Origin of the sequence: Siccirubricoccus deserti, assembly GCF_014283215.1 — a bacterium.
Classification (GTDB): domain Bacteria; phylum Pseudomonadota; class Alphaproteobacteria; order Acetobacterales; family Acetobacteraceae; genus Siccirubricoccus; species Siccirubricoccus deserti.
Window position 1 is genome coordinate 57,983 of record NZ_JACOMF010000003.1, and the last position, 16,587, is coordinate 74,569.

Genomic DNA, 16,587 nt, shown 5'->3' on the forward strand with positions numbered 1-16,587 from the left:
GCCGGGATCGGGCGGCCCCGCTCAGCGCTTCAGCAGCCCCGCCGCGGCCAGCGCCTTGCGGATGACCTGGTCCGGACCGGTGCCTGGCCAGGGTCCGGACGTGTCGCGCCGCGGTGGCGCGACCTGCGCAGCACCATCGCGGCCGATGGCGATGACCCGCCCCGCCAGCTCGCTCGGTGCCACCGGGCGCGGCGCCTCGGCGGCGGCGATGCCGAAGAAGGCGGCGATGCGCTGGGTGGAGGACACGCCGACATCGAGGATGAAGGGCGCCGCAGCCGCCACCCCGCTGGCGGGATCGACCGGCACGCCATGCGCCATGCCGGCGATGCCATGGTACTCGACCAGCGGAACACCCGCGGCGTCCCGCCAGGCGCGGTGGGTGTGGCCGGGCTCCGCCGGCACCGTCACCGGCGCGTCCGCCAACCCGTGCAGGGCGGTCCATTGCTTGACGAGTTCGGCTGCATTGGCCGGGCGGACCGTGGTGTCCGCCTCTCCCTGCCACACCGCGACCCGCGGCCAGGGCCCGCGATGCGGCGAGGCGGCGCGGACCAGCCCGGCCCACGCCGCCGCGCCACGCGGCCGTCCGCCCGCCATCGCCTCGAAGGCTTGCGGCATGCTGGCGGCGCTGCCGTAGGGCAGGCCGGCGATGATGGCGCCGGCGGCGAAGACCTCCGGACAGGTCGCCAGCATCGCCGCCGTCATGGCGCCGCCGGCGGACAGGCCGGTGATGAAGATCCGCCGTGCATCCAGGCTGTGCTGTGCCACCAGATGCGCAATCGCCTGGCGGATGCTCTCGGCCTCGCCCTGGCCACGGGTGGTGTCGCCCGGCTCGAACCAGTTGAAGCAGCGGTTGGGGTTGTTGGCCTGGCGCTGTTCCGGCAGCAGCAGGGCGAAGCCATGCCGCGCCGCCAGGGTGGACCAGCCGCAGCCCTGGTCGTAGCCGGCAGCGGTCTGGGTGCAGCCATGCAGGGCGACGACCAGCGGCGCGCCGACGGGCAGCCCGTCCGGCACGAAGGCCAGCATGGCAAGATGGCCGGGATCGCTGCCGAAGCCGGTAACCGGCCGCAGATGCGGCGCGCTGGCCGCGTTTGCAGGCTTCATCCTGGCACCGCCCTGACGGACGAGGTCGGCAAGGCTGAAATAGGGCTTGCCCAAGAGCAGTCCTTTCAAGGCCGGAGCGGCCTCACCTCGGCCACAACCGGCCGACATGAAACAACCACCTGAAATCGGTTATTTGCAGGGCAGGTTCGCCTGAACCTGCCCAAGGGGCCATGGCGACGGCAGCCGTGGGCCCAGCGTTCGGAGCCGCAGCGGATTTCGCTGCACCGCAGCATATTTGCCTTCGCCAGCCCGGCTGCAATAGCGCCGAGCCCGAAACGCCGCCCTGACCGGTCCCTGGTGCCTGATTCCTTCACCCGACATTCCACCTGATTAGTTGCGCGTTTCATGTGCGAGCGGCGCGCATCGGCTTGGTGCGCGCGTCGCCGGAGTGATCAGACGATGACGTGGGTTGGCCGGATGTGTCGCTGTGCAAGGCGGATCACCAGCCGCCTTGGTCTATCATTCAGCCTGTCTTGCGTTGTTTCAACCCAATCAGCCATCGAGGAACTGGCCAGCCGGTGCCGCCACTCTCTCCCCCGCTGACGATGCCTGGAACTCCAGCGTCGTCTCGATCGATGCACCGCTCGCCAACTCGCCTCCAGGCAAAGGAGAGCAACGCCTCAGGGCCAGAGATGCTGAGTCTTCGCCGTGTCACCGGCTCGCCGTCACCCCCACCTGCCGGCACTGACGGATCAGCAGGCAGGTCGAGCAGCGCGGCCGCTCGCCGGTGCAGATGTGCTTGCCGAAGGGCACCAGCCGTTCGTTCAGCTCGATCCAGTAGCGCTCCGGCAGCACTGCCCCCAGCGCTCGCATCGTCCGCTCCGGCGTCGCCGCCGCCACATAGCCCCAGCGGTTGACGATGCGGTGGACATGAATGTCGACCGAGATCGCCGGCACGCCGAAGCCGACACCGAGCGTCAGCGCGGCGATCTTCGGCCCGACGCCGCGCAGCGCCTGCAACCCCTCCATCGTCGCCGGCACCGCGCCGGCGGCGGCGATCTGCCGCGACAGGGCCAGGATGTCGCGCGCCTTGGGCTCGGGAAAGGTGACGCCGTGCAGCAGCCGGACCAACTCGGTCTCGTCCAGCGCTGCCATGGCCGCGGGGGTGCGGGCAACGGCGAACAGCCGCTCGCAGACCGGCGTGGTGGTTTCGTCGCGGGTGCGGGCGGAGATCAGCGCGGCAACGAGCTGTTCGAAGGGCGAGGCATAGCCGGCGTCGCGCAGCGCGAACATCGCCGCCTTGGGCAGCCCCGCCACCGCCTGCCGCAGCAGGCGGAACACCAGATCGATGTCGAAGGGGTCCTTGTCCACGCCGTCGGCACCGTCAGCCGTTGCTGCGCTCCGACAGCAGGCCCGGCAGCAGATCATCCTGCTCGGCCGGCCGGCGCCGCGCAGTCGAGCGGGAGGCGGCCTGGGCGCGCAGCCGGATCAGCTCGTCGAACAGCCGGTCCATGGTCACCCACAGCGGCTCCCGCCCCTGCCGCTCGCCCATCACGAAGGCATGCGCCGCCAGGGTCACGTTCAGCGTGCCGCGGGTGGTCTCCGGCCGAGGGCTGCGCATCTGCAGCAGCACCTTCTCCACCTCCTCCACCGGCACGTTGAAATGCGCAGCGATGGCGGCGGGCGCTTCGCCCTTGCGGCGGCGGGCACGGGCGCGGCGGGCCTCGGTGGCGGTTAGCGCGATGGAGGGGCGCAGCGCCTGGGTCCGGCGCGAGATATCGCCCGATCCGCTCCCCGGCGGCTGGCCCTTGAACCGCATGGCGCGACGTCCTCTCCATGAATGGCCCGAACAAACGGCTTCCTTACGCCGCAATCAACCATGACGACAGCGCCGAGGCGTGCGAAGGGTTCCCGGCGGCGCTTGCGGCGTGAATCGGCCCGCCAGCGCGGCGGCTTCCGGCACGCCGGCCGGCTCATCGGGGATCGGCGGCAACAGGAAAGCGCGTCTTGAAGGCAAGGAGGCCGAAGCCGGTGATCTGCCCCGCCTCGTTGACCCTTGCGTCTCCGTCAGCGTCCCGCCGCCGAGGCTGTCCCCCAGGTTGTTGAACTCGTACATGCTCCCGCCATCCTGCGGGAAGGGTGGTAGAAGCCCGCCGCCACGCTGCTGCGCCCGGCCACCTGCCCGGAGCATTGATGGCCCTGCCCTCAGAACTGGATGGGCCGACGCCCAGGTCGATGATGCTGAAGCGCGGCGCCGCCAAAGCGGGAGTGACGGGCTTGCCGGTGCGAGGAGCGCACCGGCAAGCCCAAGCAATCTCATGCGGCAACTCGGTTACGGAACTTGCGGTGCCATTTCCGTAACGGAGCCGAGCACGCGCCCTGCCTGCCGCCAACCTCTTGCTAAACTTCGCGCCATGCGCAGGCGGCCGACGCAGTGTAAAATACTCTGCCGCATGCTTGGCCCGCCTATTCCGCCGCCTGCTTCTGCACCTGGATGCCGGGCCGCCGCACCCGCAGCTTGCGGATGCGGCGCGGGTCCGCCTCCAGCACACGGAATTCGAGCCCCGAGGAATGCGAGACCAGCTCGCCCTTCGCCGGCACCCGCCCGGCCAGGGTGAAGACCAGCCCGCCCACCGTGTCGATGTCGGAGGCGCGCTCCTCCTCGGTCAGCGCCACGCCGAGCCGGCTCCCGAACAGCTCCACCGGCGTCCGGGCATCGACCTCGAAGGTGCCGTCCGGCTTCTCCACCATCTGGGGCGTCGTGTCCTCGTCATGCTCGTCGGAGATGTCGCCGGTGATGGTCTCGACCAGATCCTCGATCGTCACCAGCCCGTCGATCCCGCCGTACTCATCCACCACCAGCGCCATGTGGATGCGCGCCTGGCGCATCTGCAGCAGCAGGTCGAGCACCGGGATCGAGGGTACGACGAACAGCGGCTTGCGCAGGATGGCCTTCATCTCGAACGGTCCCTCCCGCCCCACTGCGGCGAAGACGTCCTTGATGTGGACCATGCCGACGATCTCATCCAGCTGCCCGCGGTAGACCGGGTAGCGGCTGTGGCCGTCGCGCTGGATCAGGCGGATCGCCTGCTCCAGGGTGAAATCCTCCGGCATCGCCATGATGTCGGCCCGCGGCACCATGACATCGACCGCCGACTTGCCGCGCAGCTTCAGGACGTTGCCGAGCAGGGCGCGTTCCTGGGGGTCGAGGTCGGCGGCGTGGCCGGGGGTGCCGTCCTCGCCGTCGCGCTCCGGCGCCTCGATCAGCTCCTCCATCCGGTCGCGGACGCTCTCGGCCTCGCGCTTGCGGAGCAGGCTCTGCAGCCGCCAGAGGATGCCGTCGCGTCGGTAGCTGTCGCCATTGCCGGAACTCATGCCGCTACCCCCTTCCAGGGGTTCGGCAGCCGCATCCGGTGCAGCGCGCGGGCCTCGGCACGCTCCATCCGCCGGGCCTCGCCGGCGGTCATGTGGTCGTGGCCCAGCAGGTGCAGCGTGCCATGGGCGACCAGATGGGCGAAATGCGCCATCGGCCGCTTGCCAGCCGCCTGCGCCTCCCGCCGCACAACGCCGAGGGCCAGCGCGATGTCGCCGAGGTGCCCGGCGCCCGCGCCAGGGAAGCTCAGCACATTGGTCGGCTTGTCCTTGCCGCGGTGCTCGCCGTTCAGCCGGCGCAGCTCGCGGTCATCGGCCAGCAGCACGGTGATGCTGCCGCTGGTGCCTGCGCCGTGCAGTGCCGCTGCGGCGGCACGCCGGGCCAGGGCCTCGGCCCGTGGCAGCAGCCGCCGCCAGGCCGGATCCGCCATCACCACCTCGACCGACACCTTCGGTATGTCGGCCTCGTCTTCTTCCTCGATCCCGGTGGCCGTGTGGGGCATCCCCCGCGTACCGCCAGGACGACTACTTCCCGGTTCCATCGCGTTCCTTCTTCCCCCGACGCTCGGCCTGCACTTCGGCAGATTGCGCGTCGGCGCGTCCGTAAGCCGCGACGATGCGCGCCACCAGTGGGTGCCGCACCACGTCGCGTTCGTCGAAGTGAGCGACCCCGATGCCCGGCACCCCGTCCAGGATGCCAAGCGCGTCGATCAACCCGCTTCTCTGTCCCGCCGGCAGATCGACCTGGGTCGGATCGCCGGTGATCACCATGCGTGTCCCCTCGCCCATCCGGGTCAGGAACATCTTTATCTGTGCCGGCGTGGTGTTCTGCGCCTCGTCAAGAATAGCATAACAATGCGCCAAGGTGCGGCCCCGCATGAAGGCCAGGGGCGCAATCTCTATTTCGCCCGAGGTGATGCGGCGGGCGACCTGTTCGGCGGGCAGCATGTCGTGCAGCGCGTCATACAGGGGGCGCAGATAGGGGTCCACCTTCTCCTTCATGTCGCCGGGCAGGAAGCCAAGCCGCTCCCCTGCCTCCACCGCCGGGCGGGACAGCACGATGCGATCGACCCTCCCGGCCTGCAGCAGCGCCACGCCCTGGGCGACCGCGAGGTAGGTCTTGCCGGTACCGGCCGGGCCGACGCCGAACACCATCTCCTGCCGCGCCAGCATCTCGATATAGGCGGCCTGGGCAGGGGTGCGCGGCGCGATCGCCGCCTTGCGGGTGCGGATCTCCGGCACATCCTGCAACGGCAGCCGGGGGTCGTTCTCCGCCTCGCCTTCCGCCATGCGGAGCGCCGCCTCAACATCCGCGGTGGTCACGCCCTGCCCCTTCTCCAACCGGCGCCAGAGCGCCTTGAGCGCCGCCTCCGCCACCTCGGTCGCCGCGGTGGCACCGGCCAGAGTCAGCCGGTTGCCGCGCGACCCGAGCCTTATCCCCAGCCGCTGCTCGATCCGCGCCAGATGGCGGTCATGTTCCCCGTACAGCAGGGGGAGCAGGCCATTGTCGTCGAATTGCAGCGTGACGCTGCGCTGTTCGGGAAGGAGGGGAGGGGGGGAAGCCGGGCGTAGCGTGGCGCGGCCGTCTCCGGGCCTGAGGGCGATGGCGGCGGGGTTCAAGCGGGGGCGGGCTCCTCACTGGGCTGGTTGCTGCGGGCCACATCCCCGGCTGCCAGCCGGCCGGAGAGGGAATTGGGATTGCCGGCGAGCACCGTGACCGGCACCTCGCGGCCGACCAGGGCCAGGGAACCGGGCAGGTGCACCGGCTGCAGCCAGGGCGAACGACCGGCAATCTGGCCGGGATGGCGGCCGGCGCCGGTGATCAGCACGGGCAGGGTCATCCCGACCCGTGAATGATTGAAGCCGGCCTGCTGGTCCCGCAGCAGGCTCTGCAGCGCCTGTAGCCGCGCGTCCTTCTCCGGCTCCGGTACCTGATGTGGCGCTGCCGCGGCCGGGGTTCCAGGGCGGGCGGAATACTTGAAGCTAAAAGCCTGCGGAAAACCGACCTCCCGCACCAGCGACAGGGTCGCCGCGAAATCCGCCGCGGTCTCACCGGGGTGGCCAACGATGAAGTCGGAGGAGAGGGCGATGTCCGGCCGGGCCGCCCGCAGCCGCTCGACCACCGCGCGGAACTCCGCCGCGGTATGGCCGCGGTTCATCGCCGCCAGCACCCGGTCGCTGCCGCTTTGCACCGGCAGGTGCAGGAAGGGCATCAGCATCGGCAGGTCGCGGTGGGCGGCGATCAGCTCGGCGTCCATGTCGCGCGGGTGGCTGGTGGTGTAGCGCAGCCGCAGCAGACCGGGGATTTCCGCCAGCGCCCGCAGCAGCCGGCCGAGGCCCCAGGTGCCGCCGCCCGCCACCGCCTCCCCGTGATAGGCGTTCACATTCTGCCCGAGCAGGGTGATCTCCCGCGCCCCCCCGGCCACCAGCCGGCGGGCCTCGGCCAGTACCGCGGCGGCGGGGCGGGAGTATTCGGCGCCGCGGGTGTAGGGCACCACGCAGAAGCTGCAGAATTTGTCGCAGCCTTCCTGCACCGTCAGGAAGGCGGTCACCCCCGGCGGCGCCACCGTCTCGGGCAGATGGTCGAACTTGGCCTCGACCGGGAAATCAGTCTCGATCACCGTCCCGGCGGCGCGGCTGGCGCGGGCCACCATCTCCGGCAGCCGGTGGTAGGTCTGCGGGCCGAGCACGATATCCACCCAGGGGGCGCGGGCGGTGATCTCGGCGCCCTCCGCCTGGGCGACGCAGCCGGCGACGGCCAGCACCATCTCCTGGCCGGCGGCCGCCCGTTCCCGCTTGGTGTCGCGCAGCCGGCCGAGTTCGGAGAACAGCTTCTCGCTGGCCTTCTCGCGGATGTGGCAGGTGTTGAGGATGACCATGTCAGCCGCCTCCGGCGCCTCAGCCGGGGCGTAGCCGAGGGGTGCCAGCACATCCGCCATGCGGGCGCTGTCGTAGACATTCATCTGGCAACCCCAGGTCCGGATGAACAGGCGCTTCCGGGGCTCGGCCGCTGGTGTCGTCATGCGAGGTAAAGACTCCGCCGCTCCGCGCGCATGGTGGCGGCGGATATTCGGCGGGAGATGCGGAAGCCGCATGGCGCGGTCAAGCCGGCGGCGGCCCCTGAGGGTGCGCGAATCGTCTCACGGGAACAGCCTCGGCCACCGGCGGCGTACCGGTCAAGCGCCGGATACGTCGCGCCGTCGCGACAAGGCCAGGGCCTCGTAGACGGCGGGCGAGGGGGCCGGCAGCGGCGCCACGGCGCGGTTCTGCCGCAAGGTCGCGGCGCCTTCGGACACGATCCGCCAGGCCTCGGCCGTCAGCGCCTTGCGATCCGGCAGCAGGGCCGGGCTGAAGGGCTCGTGCAGCACCACCGTGGCGCGGCTGCCGCTGTGCCGGGCGAGCTGCCAGAAATGGCTGCCGATCTCCATGTCGCCGTACCAGGCGAACAGCGGCCGGTCGCGCCGCCCGGCCGGCAGCCCGCCCAGCCGGTCGTAGACCACGGATACCGGCTGCACCTGCTGCGCCGCATCGGCCACCGCCAGGAAGCTGCTGCGGAAGGGCAGCACCCGCGTGCCATCGTTGCTGGTGCCCTCGGGGAACAGGATCAGGCTGTCGCCAGCCGCCAGCCGCTCGCGCATCGCCGCCGCCTCGGTGCCGGTGCGGCCGCGGCTGCGGCTGACGAAGACGCTGCGGCCGAGCTTCGCCACCCAGCTGATCAGCGGCCAGGTGCCGACCTCGCCCTTGGCGACGAAGCAGCCCTCGATGACGCCGCCGAGCACCAGCACGTCGAGCCAGGAGGAATGGTTGGACAGGAACAGCACCGGCCGGTCGCGGCCCGCCTTGCCGACGACCTGGACCTTGAGGCCGATCAGCCAGCAGAGCACCGCATGATACGTCCGTGCGAAGACCACCTTGCCGCGCCCCGGCAGGGCAATCAGCACCGCCTGGATCGGGATGGCGATCAGGGTCCAGAGCAGGACCGTGACGATGCGCCGAACGGCACGGATGCGGCCGCCGAGCGGGCGGTCCTCGAAGACATCGAACAGCCGCCCGCCGGGCAGCCGGTTGCCGAAGCGCAGCGGCGACTTCCGGCGCAGGCGGCGGGGACGGAGGGCGTCTATCGGGGCGCGGGCCACGGCTTCCATACCCCAAGGCCGATAGCCCGCGCATGGCGACGCCGCAATGACGGCTCCGCGAAGCCTGCGTTACAGTGGATCAACCCTCGGCAAGCGCGCGCAGCACGATGCCCTCGGTCAGCACCTGTGGCAGCACCGCCGGGGCCCCGCCGCCGGCCGGGAACAGCAGGTAGAGCGGCACGCCCTCCCGCCCATGCTCCCGCAGCAGGGCGCCGATGGCGGCGTCGCCATTGGTCCAGTCGCCCTTGAGATAGGCGAGGTTGCGGCTGGCGAAGGCGGCCTGCACCGCGGCGCCGCGCAGCACCAGGCGTTCGTTCACTTGGCAGGTGATGCACCAGGCGGCGGTGAGGTTGACCAAGACCGGCCGTCCCTCGGCCTGCAGGGCGGCGACACGGGTGGCCGACCAGGGCTCGGCCCCGGCCTCCGCCGCCGCGGCAGGGGGCGGCGCGGCGGCGAGGCCGGGCAGCAATGCGAGGGCGGCCAGCGCCGCCACCCCGGCCAGTGCCCGCCCGGCCCGGCGGCCACCGCCGGCACTGCGCTGCGCCACCCCCAGCGCCCAGGCGGCGAAGCCGGTCAGCACCGCGCCAGCGAGCAGGAAGGCCAGTCCCTCCGGCCCCGCCTGCTGCGCCAGAACCCAGGCGAGCCAGGCCGCGGCGCCATACATCGGGAAGGCGAGGCCCTGGCGCAGCCGTTCCATCCAGCCGCCCGGCCGCGGCAGGAGGCCGGCAAGGCCAGGGAAGAGGCCGAGTAGCGCATAGGGTGCCGCAAGCCCGAGGCCGAGGGCGGCGAAGACCGCCAGTGTCGCCGCCGCCGGCAAGGCGAGGGCGGTGCCGATCGCTGCCGCCATGAAGGGGGCGGTGCAGGGCGTGGCGACCAGCACCGCCAGCGCCCCGGTGGCGAAGCTGCCGGCATGGCCGCCGCGCGCCGCCAGCGCCCCGCCGGCTCCGACCGTTCGGCCGAGGTCGTAGACGCCGGAGAGGTTGAGCCCCACCGCCAGCATCAGCCAGGCGAGGGCGGCGACGAAGGCCGGGGCGGTGAACTGGAAGCCCCAGCCGGCCGCGACCCCGCCGGCCCGCAGCCCGATCAGCAGCCCGGCGAGCGCCAGGAAGGTGGCAAGCACACCAAGGGTATAGCTGGCGGCATGCGCCCGCACCTCGACCCGGGCGGCGCCGGACAGCCGGGCCAGCGCCATCGCCTTCATCGCCAGCACCGGGAAGACGCAGGGCATCAGGTTCAGCAGCAGCCCGCCGAGGAAGGCCCAGAGCAGCGCCTGCCCCAGCGGCAATGCCGGCGCGGCGGTCTCCGGCACCCCGCCGACCGGCGCGGCGACGGCATAGGTCGAGCGCACCCCGGCGGCATCGACCAGGGCAACGACGCCCTCCAGCGTGGCGGGCAGCGCCGCGCCCTCCGGCCGGGTCAGGGCCAGGGTCAGCGTCCCGTCACCCAGCCGCAGCGGCTGCGGCGCGGCATTCTCGATGAGGCCGCCCTCGGCCGGGAAGAAGAAGGCTTCGCGGATGCGACCCGGGGCCAGCCCCTCACCCGCCAGGGTCAGGCTGCCGCGGCTCCCCGCCAGGGCGGCGCGGGCCGGCCAGGGGGAGGCGCGCGGCGTCGCCGCCTCGGTGGCGGTGAACAGCGCGGCAAGGCCAGCGTCGGCGCTGCCGGTGGCGGCCACCGGCAGGTCCAGGCGGAAGCGGCCTTCCTCCGGGATGCAGAGCTGCTCGCAGACCAGCCAGCTCGCCTCCGCCTCCACGGTGAAGCGCGTACCGGGGGCGAGGCCGGGCGGCGGGGTGACCCGCAGCGGCAGCAGCACCTCGCCCTCGTAGCCGAAATTCACCAGCGGGCCGTAGGCGATGCGGCTGGGCGCCGGCCATTCGATCGGCCCGGCAGTGGCGCCCTCCGGCAAGGTGAGCGCGACCTCGGGCGCCGCCCCGGCGTCCCCGGCGTTGCGCCAGTAGCTGTGCCAGCCCGGCGCCAGCCGCAGCCGCAGGCCTACACGGAAGGGCTGGCCCGGCGCCACCGCCGCGGCCTCCGCCACCAGGCTGGCCACCGCGCGGGGCGAGCGCACCGCCTCGCTCTCCGCCGCATGAACGGAGGGGGCGAGCAGAAGCAGGGCGAGCAACGGCAAAAGGTGGCGCATGGCGCTTCCATAAAACAGGACGCCCGCGCGCCCAAACAAGGCCCGTGTGACCGGGGCGCGGGGAGCGGGTAGAACCGGGCCAATCCTGCCACGGGAAGCGCCCCCATGCCCTTCGTCGACCGCCCCGGATGCCGGCTCGGCTATCACGTCATCGATACGACGCCGCCCTGGGTGGCGAATCCGCCGACCATCATCTTCCACCATGGCGTGAGCACCACTGCGGCGCTCTGGAGCGACTGGGTGCCGCTGCTCTGCGACGCCTACCGGCTGGTGCTGTTCGACACCCGCGGCTTCGGCCGCTCCGCCCCGCTGGACGAGGCGCTGCCCTGGACCTTCGAGCTGATGGTCGAGGATATCCTCGCCATCGCCGAGGCCGAGGGGCTGGAGCGCTTCCATCTGGTGGGCGAATCCGCTGGCGGCACGGCGGCAATGGCCGCCGCCATCGCCCATCCGGGGCGGCTGCTCAGCCTCACCGTCAGCAATGCGGCGCACCGGGGCAGCGCGGTGCGCAATGTCCGCGGGGTGTGGAATGAGCGGATTGCCACCGCCGGCCAGGCGGATTGGGCCGACCGGATGATGGAATGGCGCTTCTTCCCCGGCGCACTGACCGAGGCGAAAGACCGTTGGTTCCGGCAGGAGCAGGCAAATTGCTCGGCGGCGGCGACCCTTGGCCTGGCGGAGCTGCTGCTGCGCAGCGACCTGTCCGAAGCGATCGGCGGCATCACCGCGCCGACCCTGATCCTGCATCCGGATTCCAGCCCCTTCATCCCGGTCGGCATCGCCGCCGAGCTGCACGCCGCCATCCCGGGCGCCGAACTGCGGGTCTTTCCGCATGCCAGGCACGGGCTGCCGCTGTCGCATGGCCGCGAATGCGCCGCCGCGCTGCGCGGCTTCCTCGAACGGCGCTGCGGCCCCGCGGCGTGACGACCACCATCCTGCTACCGAAGCTGCCGGTTACCGAGGCGCTGCCGGCGCTTGTCGAGGCCCTGCGCCATGGCTCGAACGCCGTGCTCATCGCCCCGCCCGGCGCCGGCAAGACCACGCTGGTGCCGCTGGTCCTGAAGGATGAGCCCTGGGCCGAGGGGCAGAAGATCCTGGTGCTGGAGCCCCGCCGGGTCGCGGCGCGGGCGGCGGCGCGGCGGATGGCCGAGCTGATCGGCGAGAGCGCACCGGGCCAGACCATCGGCCTTGCCACCCGGCTCGACCGCGCCATCTCGCCGGCGACGCGGGTGGAGGTGGTGACGGAAGGGCTGCTGGTCCGCCGGCTGCAATCCGACCCGGGCCTCGACGGCGTCGCCGCGGTGCTGTTCGACGAGGCGCATGAGCGCAACCTCGACACCGATCTGGCGCTGGCGCTCTGCCTTGACCTGCAGCGCGGCCTTAGGCCGGAGCTGCGGCTGCTGGCCATGTCGGCGACCATCGATGGCGCCGCCTTCGCCGGGTTGCTCGGCGAGGCGCCGGTGGTGGAAAGCCTCGGCCGCGCCTTTCCGGTGACGCTGGAGCACCGCCCGCGTGATCTGGCCGACCCGCGCGACCTGCCGGAGGCGATGGCCGGTGCCATCCGTGCGGCGCTGCGTGAGCACCCCGGCGATGTGCTGGCCTTCCTGCCCGGCTGGGGCGAGATCCGCCGCACCGCGGAACGCCTCGTCGGCCTTGATGCGGAGGTGCTGCCGCTGCATGGCGAGTTGCCGCCGGCCGAGCAGGACCGCGCCCTCGGTCCCAGCGACCGTCGCAAGGTGGTGCTGGCCACCTCCATCGCCGAAACCTCGCTGACCGTGCCCGGCGTCCGCATCGTGGTCGATGGCGGCTTCCGCCGGACGCCGCGGCTGGACCCGGCGACCGGCCTCTCCCGCCTCGTCACCGTCCGCATCAGCAAGGCGGCGGCGGAGCAGCGCGCCGGCCGCGCCGGCCGCACCGCGCCGGGCGTCGCCATAAGGCTGTGGTCGGAGGCGCTGCACCGCGGCCTGGCGCCGGCCGACCGGCCGGAGATCCTGGAAAGCGAGCTGTCCGGCCTCGCCCTCGACCTCGCCGCCTGGGGCACCGCGCCGGGCGATCTGTCCTGGCTCGACCCGCCGCCGGCCGGCGCCATGGCGGCGGCGCGGGCGCTGCTGCGCGACCTCGACGCGCTGGACGACGCCGGCCGGGCCAGCCCCATCGGCCGCCTCATGGCCCGGCTCGGCACCCATCCGCGCCTCGCCCGGATGCTGGCGGCGGCCGAGACGGAGGGGGAGAAGGCGATGGCCGCCGACCTCGCCGCGCTGCTGGAGGAGCGGGACCCGATCCGGCGCGGCAATACCCGTGGCGGCGGGCAGGAGGCGCCGAGCGACATTGGCCTGAGGCTCGACCTGCTGCATGGCGGAGACCATCCGAACGCCGACCGCGCCACCCTCCAGCGCATCCGCCGCGCCGCGGCGCTGCACCGAAGGCGGCTCCGCGTGCACGGCACCACCCGCGCCGAAGGCGACCCGGGCGCGCTGCTGGCCGCCGGCTTTCCCGACCGGATCGCCGCCATGCGCGGGGTGATGGCCGGCGCCTTCCGGCTGGCGTCCGGCCAGGGCGCCAGGCTGCCGGCGACCGACCCGCTGGCGAAATCACCGCTGCTGGCGGTCGCCGACCTCGAATTGCAGGGCACCGAGGCGCGCATCCGCATGGCCGCGCCGCTTGACCGCGCGGTGCTGGAAGAGCGGTTTCCTGGACGCTTCATCCGCGAGGAGGCTGCCGCCTTCGATGCCCGTACCGGCGCCGTCCAGGCCCGCCGCCGCTTACGCTTCGGCCCGCTGGTGCTGGAAGAGCAGCCGCTGCCGCACGCCGACCCCGCCACCGTGGCCGCGGCGCTGGCTGCCGCGGTGGCGGAGCGCGGGCTGCGCGACCTGCCCTGGGGCGACACCGCGCGGCAGATCCAGGCGCGGATCGGCTGGCTGCGCCGTGTGGAAGGCGAGACCTGGCCCGACCTCAGTGATGCGGCGCTGATCGCCACGGTCCAGGACTGGCTGGCGCCCGCGCTGCACGGCAGGTCGCGGCTGTCGGAACTGGCCGGGCTCAACCTGCCCGACCTGCTGCTGAACCGGCTGGAGTGGGAGCAGCGCCGCCGCCTGGACACCGCGCTGCCGTCCCGGCTGCCGTTGCCCGTCGGCCGCAGCGCCGCCATCGATTACGCCCGCGATGTGCCGACCCTGGAAGCCCGGGCGCAGCACCTCTACGGGCTGGCGACCCTGCCGCCGCTGGCGGAAGGGCGGGTGCCGCTGCAGGTGGCGCTGCTCTCGCCCGCCGGCCGGCCGATCGCCGTCACCGGTGATCTCGGCGGCTTCTGGAAGGGCGGCTGGCTGGACGCCCGCAAGGACATGCGCGGCCGTTACCCAAAGCATAATTGGCCGGAAGATCCCGCCAGCGCGGTGGCCGACGCGCTGCGGCCCGGCGAATTGGCGCGGCGGTAGCCCAACGGCCCAAGCATGAACCTCAGTGGAACGGGAGCGGCGCTACCGACCTACCCACGCAACAGCCCGGCGACGAAGCCGGCCAGCCAGGGTTGCCGCGTCCGCCGGGTTCGCGCCGCATGCAGCACGGCCCGCGCCGCCGCCACGGTCGCGTCGAAATCGGCGTTGACCAGGACGTGGTCGAACTCGTCCCAGTGCTGCATCTCGGTCCGCGCCGCTTCCAGGCGCCGGGCGATCTCCGGCTCCGGGTCCTGGCCGCGGCCGCGGAGGCGGCGTTCCAACTCGGCGAGGCTTGGCGGCAGCAGGAAGATGCCGACGACATCCTCGGGCATCGCCGCCTTCAGCAGCCGGTGGCCCTGCCATTCGATGTCGAACAGCACGTCCTGCCCGGCCGCCAGCGCCGCCTCGACCGGGGCCCGCGGCGTGCCGTAGGAACGGCCGAGGAAGGTGGCGTGCTCCAGGAACTCCCCGGCGGCGACCCCGGCGGCGAAATGCTCCGGCGTGCGGAAGAAGTAGTGCACCCCCTCCTGCTCGCCCGGGCGCGGTGCCCGGGTGGTGGCGCTGATGGAGAGCGAGAGCGCAGGCTCGCTCCCCAACAGGGCGCGGGAGATGCTGGTCTTGCCGCCGCCCGGCGCCGCTGCCAGCACCAGGCAGACCCCGCGGCGCGGCCCACCCGCCGCACTCATTCGATGTTCGCCGCCTGCTCGCGCAGCCGCTCGATCGCCGCCTTCAGCTCCAGACCGATGCGCGTCAGCGGCACCGAGGCGGATTTGGAGCAGAGGGTATTCGCCTCCCGCTGGAATTCCTGGGTGAGGAAATCCAGCTTGCGGCCGGCGCCGTCGCCCGCCGCCAGCAGCGCCCGCGCCGCCTCGATATGCGCGGTGAGCCGGTCCAGCTCCTCCCGCACATCGGATTTCTGCGCCAGCAGCGCGACCTCCTGGGCGAGCCGCTCCTCCGGCACCCGGGCGCGGCCGGCCTCGCCGAGGAGCGCGGCGAGCTGTTCCAGCAGCCTGGCGCGCTGGGCTTCCGGCTGACCGGCGGCGGCCTCGGCGGCGGCGTCGCGCAGCGTGGCGATCTCGTCCAGCAGCCCGGCGAGGATGGAATGCAGCCGTGCCCCCTCGCCCTGCCGCGCCGCGACCAGGCCGGAGAGGGCGCGGCCATAGGCTTCCGCCAGGGTGGCGCGGGCGGCGTCCTGCTGCGCCTCGTCCACCTCCGGCACCTCGGCGCGCATCACCCCGGGCAGGGCGAGCAGCGCCTCGGCCCGTGGCGCGACGCTGCCGCGGATCCGCCCGGCGAGGTCGAGGGCCAGCTTCAGCACCTGTTCCAGCGCGGCTGGATCGACCGCCAGCTTCGGCCGCTCCTCCCGCTTCAGGCTCAGGGTGGCCGAGACATTGCCGCGCTTCAGCCGCTTCGCCGTGGCCTCCCGCAGCAGCGGCTCCAGCGCATCCTGGCCGTTCGGCAGGCGGAGGCGCAGGTCGAGGCCCCGGCCGTTCACGCTGCGCAGTTCCCAGACAAATGCGGTGCCGTCGCCCAGGCTGCCGCTCTCGCGCGCGAAGCCGGTCATGCTCATAAGGGTGCCCATGCGGGCGCTTGTCCCGCGTGGCGGGGGAGGATGCAAGCGATGGCCGACCGAGGCTGGCCCTGGCGCCAGGTGCTGATCACCGGCGCCTCCTCCGGGCTGGGGCGCGCCCTGGCGCTGGCTTGCACGGCGCCCGGGGTGACGCTGCACCTGGCTGGCCGTGACGCGGCGCGGATCGGCGAGGTGGCCGAGGCCTGCATCGCGGCGGGGGCGGAAGCGCGGCCGCGGGTGGTGGAGGTGCGGGATGCCACTTCTATGGCCGAATGGATCGGCGGCGCCGGCCGGCTCGACCTCGTCATCGCCAATGCCGGCATCTCCGCCGGCACCGGCGGCCGGGCGGAGCCGATGGCGGTCTCCCGCGCGGTGTTCGAGACCAATGTCACCGGCGTGCTGAACACCGTGCTGCCGGCGATCGAGGCGATGGCCGAACAGTCGCCGGGGGCGGATGGGGTGCGCGGGCGGGTCGCCGTGGTCGCCTCCATCGCCGCCTTCGTCGCCGCTCCGGGGGCGCCGGCCTACTGCGCCAGCAAGGCCGCGGTGCAGCGCTGGACGGAGGCGCTGGACGCCAGCGAGCGGCGGCGCGGCATCCGACTGCACGCGATTTGCCCTGGCTACATCCGCACCCCGATGACGGCGCGCAACCGCTTCCCCATGCCGCTGCTGATGGAGGCCGAGGACGCCGCCCGCCGGACCCTGTCGGGGATCGCCGCCGGGCGGGTGCGGGTGGCCTATCCCTGGCCGCTCTACCTGGCGGCGCGGCTGGTCGGCGGCCTGCCGCCCGGACTGCGGGCGGCGCTGCTCAATCCCTGGCCGGCGAAAGCTGCCGATCCGGGTTAGCCTCACCAGCGGCCCTGAAGGTTGACACGTTCAGGGCGGCTCAAACCGGGC

At 72.9% G+C, this 16,587-nt stretch carries 14 protein-coding genes; 3 read left to right on the forward strand and 11 right to left on the reverse strand.

What is annotated here, in order from left to right:
• Positions 1–21: 21 nt before the first annotated feature.
• The 9 genes from H7965_RS03520 to H7965_RS03560 all read right to left on the reverse strand — a co-directional run bounded on the left by H7965_RS03520 (position 22) and on the right by H7965_RS03560 (position 10,686).
• A complete protein-coding gene (locus tag H7965_RS03520) occupies positions 22–1,101 on the reverse strand; it encodes an extracellular catalytic domain type 1 short-chain-length polyhydroxyalkanoate depolymerase (protein ID WP_186769158.1) in 1,080 nt (359 codons plus the stop codon).
• Between the two features lie 651 nt (positions 1,102–1,752).
• On the reverse strand, positions 1,753–2,412 hold the full coding sequence (locus tag H7965_RS03525) for an endonuclease III domain-containing protein (RefSeq protein WP_229682451.1): 660 nt from the start codon (positions 2,410–2,412) through the stop codon (positions 1,753–1,755).
• Between the two features lie 13 nt (positions 2,413–2,425).
• The gene (locus tag H7965_RS03530) at positions 2,426–2,860 is read right to left on the reverse strand and encodes a hypothetical protein (protein WP_186769160.1); all 435 of its coding nucleotides are present in this window, start codon (positions 2,858–2,860) and stop codon (positions 2,426–2,428) included.
• A gap of 647 nt (positions 2,861–3,507) precedes the next feature.
• Positions 3,508–4,416 (reverse strand): hemolysin family protein, encoded by a 909-nt coding sequence (locus tag H7965_RS03535; RefSeq protein WP_186769161.1) that lies wholly within the window; start codon positions 4,414–4,416, stop codon positions 3,508–3,510.
• Entirely contained in the window at positions 4,413–4,916 is a 504-nt protein-coding gene (ybeY, locus tag H7965_RS03540) for an rRNA maturation RNase YbeY (RefSeq protein ID WP_186769162.1), read from the reverse strand. The genes H7965_RS03535 and ybeY overlap by 4 nt, the downstream gene beginning before the upstream one ends.
• Positions 4,917–4,938: 22 nt before the next feature.
• Positions 4,939–6,033 carry a PhoH family protein gene (locus H7965_RS03545; protein ID WP_186769163.1) on the reverse strand — a complete coding sequence of 365 codons (1,095 nt, stop codon included), beginning with the start codon at positions 6,031–6,033 and terminating at the stop codon, positions 4,939–4,941.
• On the reverse strand, positions 6,030–7,436 hold the full coding sequence (gene miaB / locus H7965_RS03550; protein ID WP_186769164.1) for a tRNA (N6-isopentenyl adenosine(37)-C2)-methylthiotransferase MiaB: 1,407 nt from the start codon (positions 7,434–7,436) through the stop codon (positions 6,030–6,032). The genes H7965_RS03545 and miaB overlap by 4 nt, the downstream gene beginning before the upstream one ends.
• A gap of 153 nt (positions 7,437–7,589) precedes the next feature.
• The gene (locus H7965_RS03555; RefSeq protein ID WP_186769165.1) at positions 7,590–8,558 is read right to left on the reverse strand and encodes a lysophospholipid acyltransferase family protein; all 969 of its coding nucleotides are present in this window, start codon (positions 8,556–8,558) and stop codon (positions 7,590–7,592) included.
• Between the two features lie 70 nt (positions 8,559–8,628).
• Positions 8,629–10,686 (reverse strand): protein-disulfide reductase DsbD family protein, encoded by a 2,058-nt coding sequence (locus H7965_RS03560; protein WP_186769166.1) that lies wholly within the window; start codon positions 10,684–10,686, stop codon positions 8,629–8,631.
• A gap of 105 nt (positions 10,687–10,791) precedes the next feature.
• Here H7965_RS03560 and H7965_RS03565 point away from each other — a divergent pair, with 105 nt between their 5' ends.
• Positions 10,792–11,610, forward strand: a complete 819-nt coding sequence (locus tag H7965_RS03565) for an alpha/beta fold hydrolase (protein ID WP_186769167.1) — start codon at positions 10,792–10,794, stop codon at positions 11,608–11,610.
• Positions 11,607–14,120 carry an ATP-dependent helicase HrpB gene (gene hrpB / locus H7965_RS03570; RefSeq protein ID WP_229682450.1) on the forward strand — a complete coding sequence of 838 codons (2,514 nt, stop codon included), beginning with the start codon at positions 11,607–11,609 and terminating at the stop codon, positions 14,118–14,120. The genes H7965_RS03565 and hrpB overlap by 4 nt, the downstream gene beginning before the upstream one ends.
• Positions 14,121–14,170: 50 nt before the next feature.
• On the opposite strand, the gene gmk is transcribed toward hrpB, so the two are convergent.
• Together gmk and H7965_RS03580 are read right to left on the reverse strand one after the other, a co-directional pair.
• On the reverse strand, positions 14,171–14,806 hold the full coding sequence (gene gmk, locus H7965_RS03575; RefSeq protein WP_186769169.1) for a guanylate kinase: 636 nt from the start codon (positions 14,804–14,806) through the stop codon (positions 14,171–14,173).
• The gene (locus H7965_RS03580) at positions 14,803–15,702 is read right to left on the reverse strand and encodes a YicC/YloC family endoribonuclease (RefSeq protein ID WP_229682449.1); all 900 of its coding nucleotides are present in this window, start codon (positions 15,700–15,702) and stop codon (positions 14,803–14,805) included. The genes gmk and H7965_RS03580 overlap by 4 nt, the downstream gene beginning before the upstream one ends.
• 39 nt (positions 15,703–15,741) lie before the next feature.
• On the opposite strand from H7965_RS03580, the gene H7965_RS03585 reads away from it, so the two are divergent.
• Entirely contained in the window at positions 15,742–16,536 is a 795-nt protein-coding gene (locus tag H7965_RS03585; RefSeq protein ID WP_229682448.1) for an SDR family NAD(P)-dependent oxidoreductase, read from the forward strand.
• Positions 16,537–16,587: the final 51 nt, after the last annotated feature.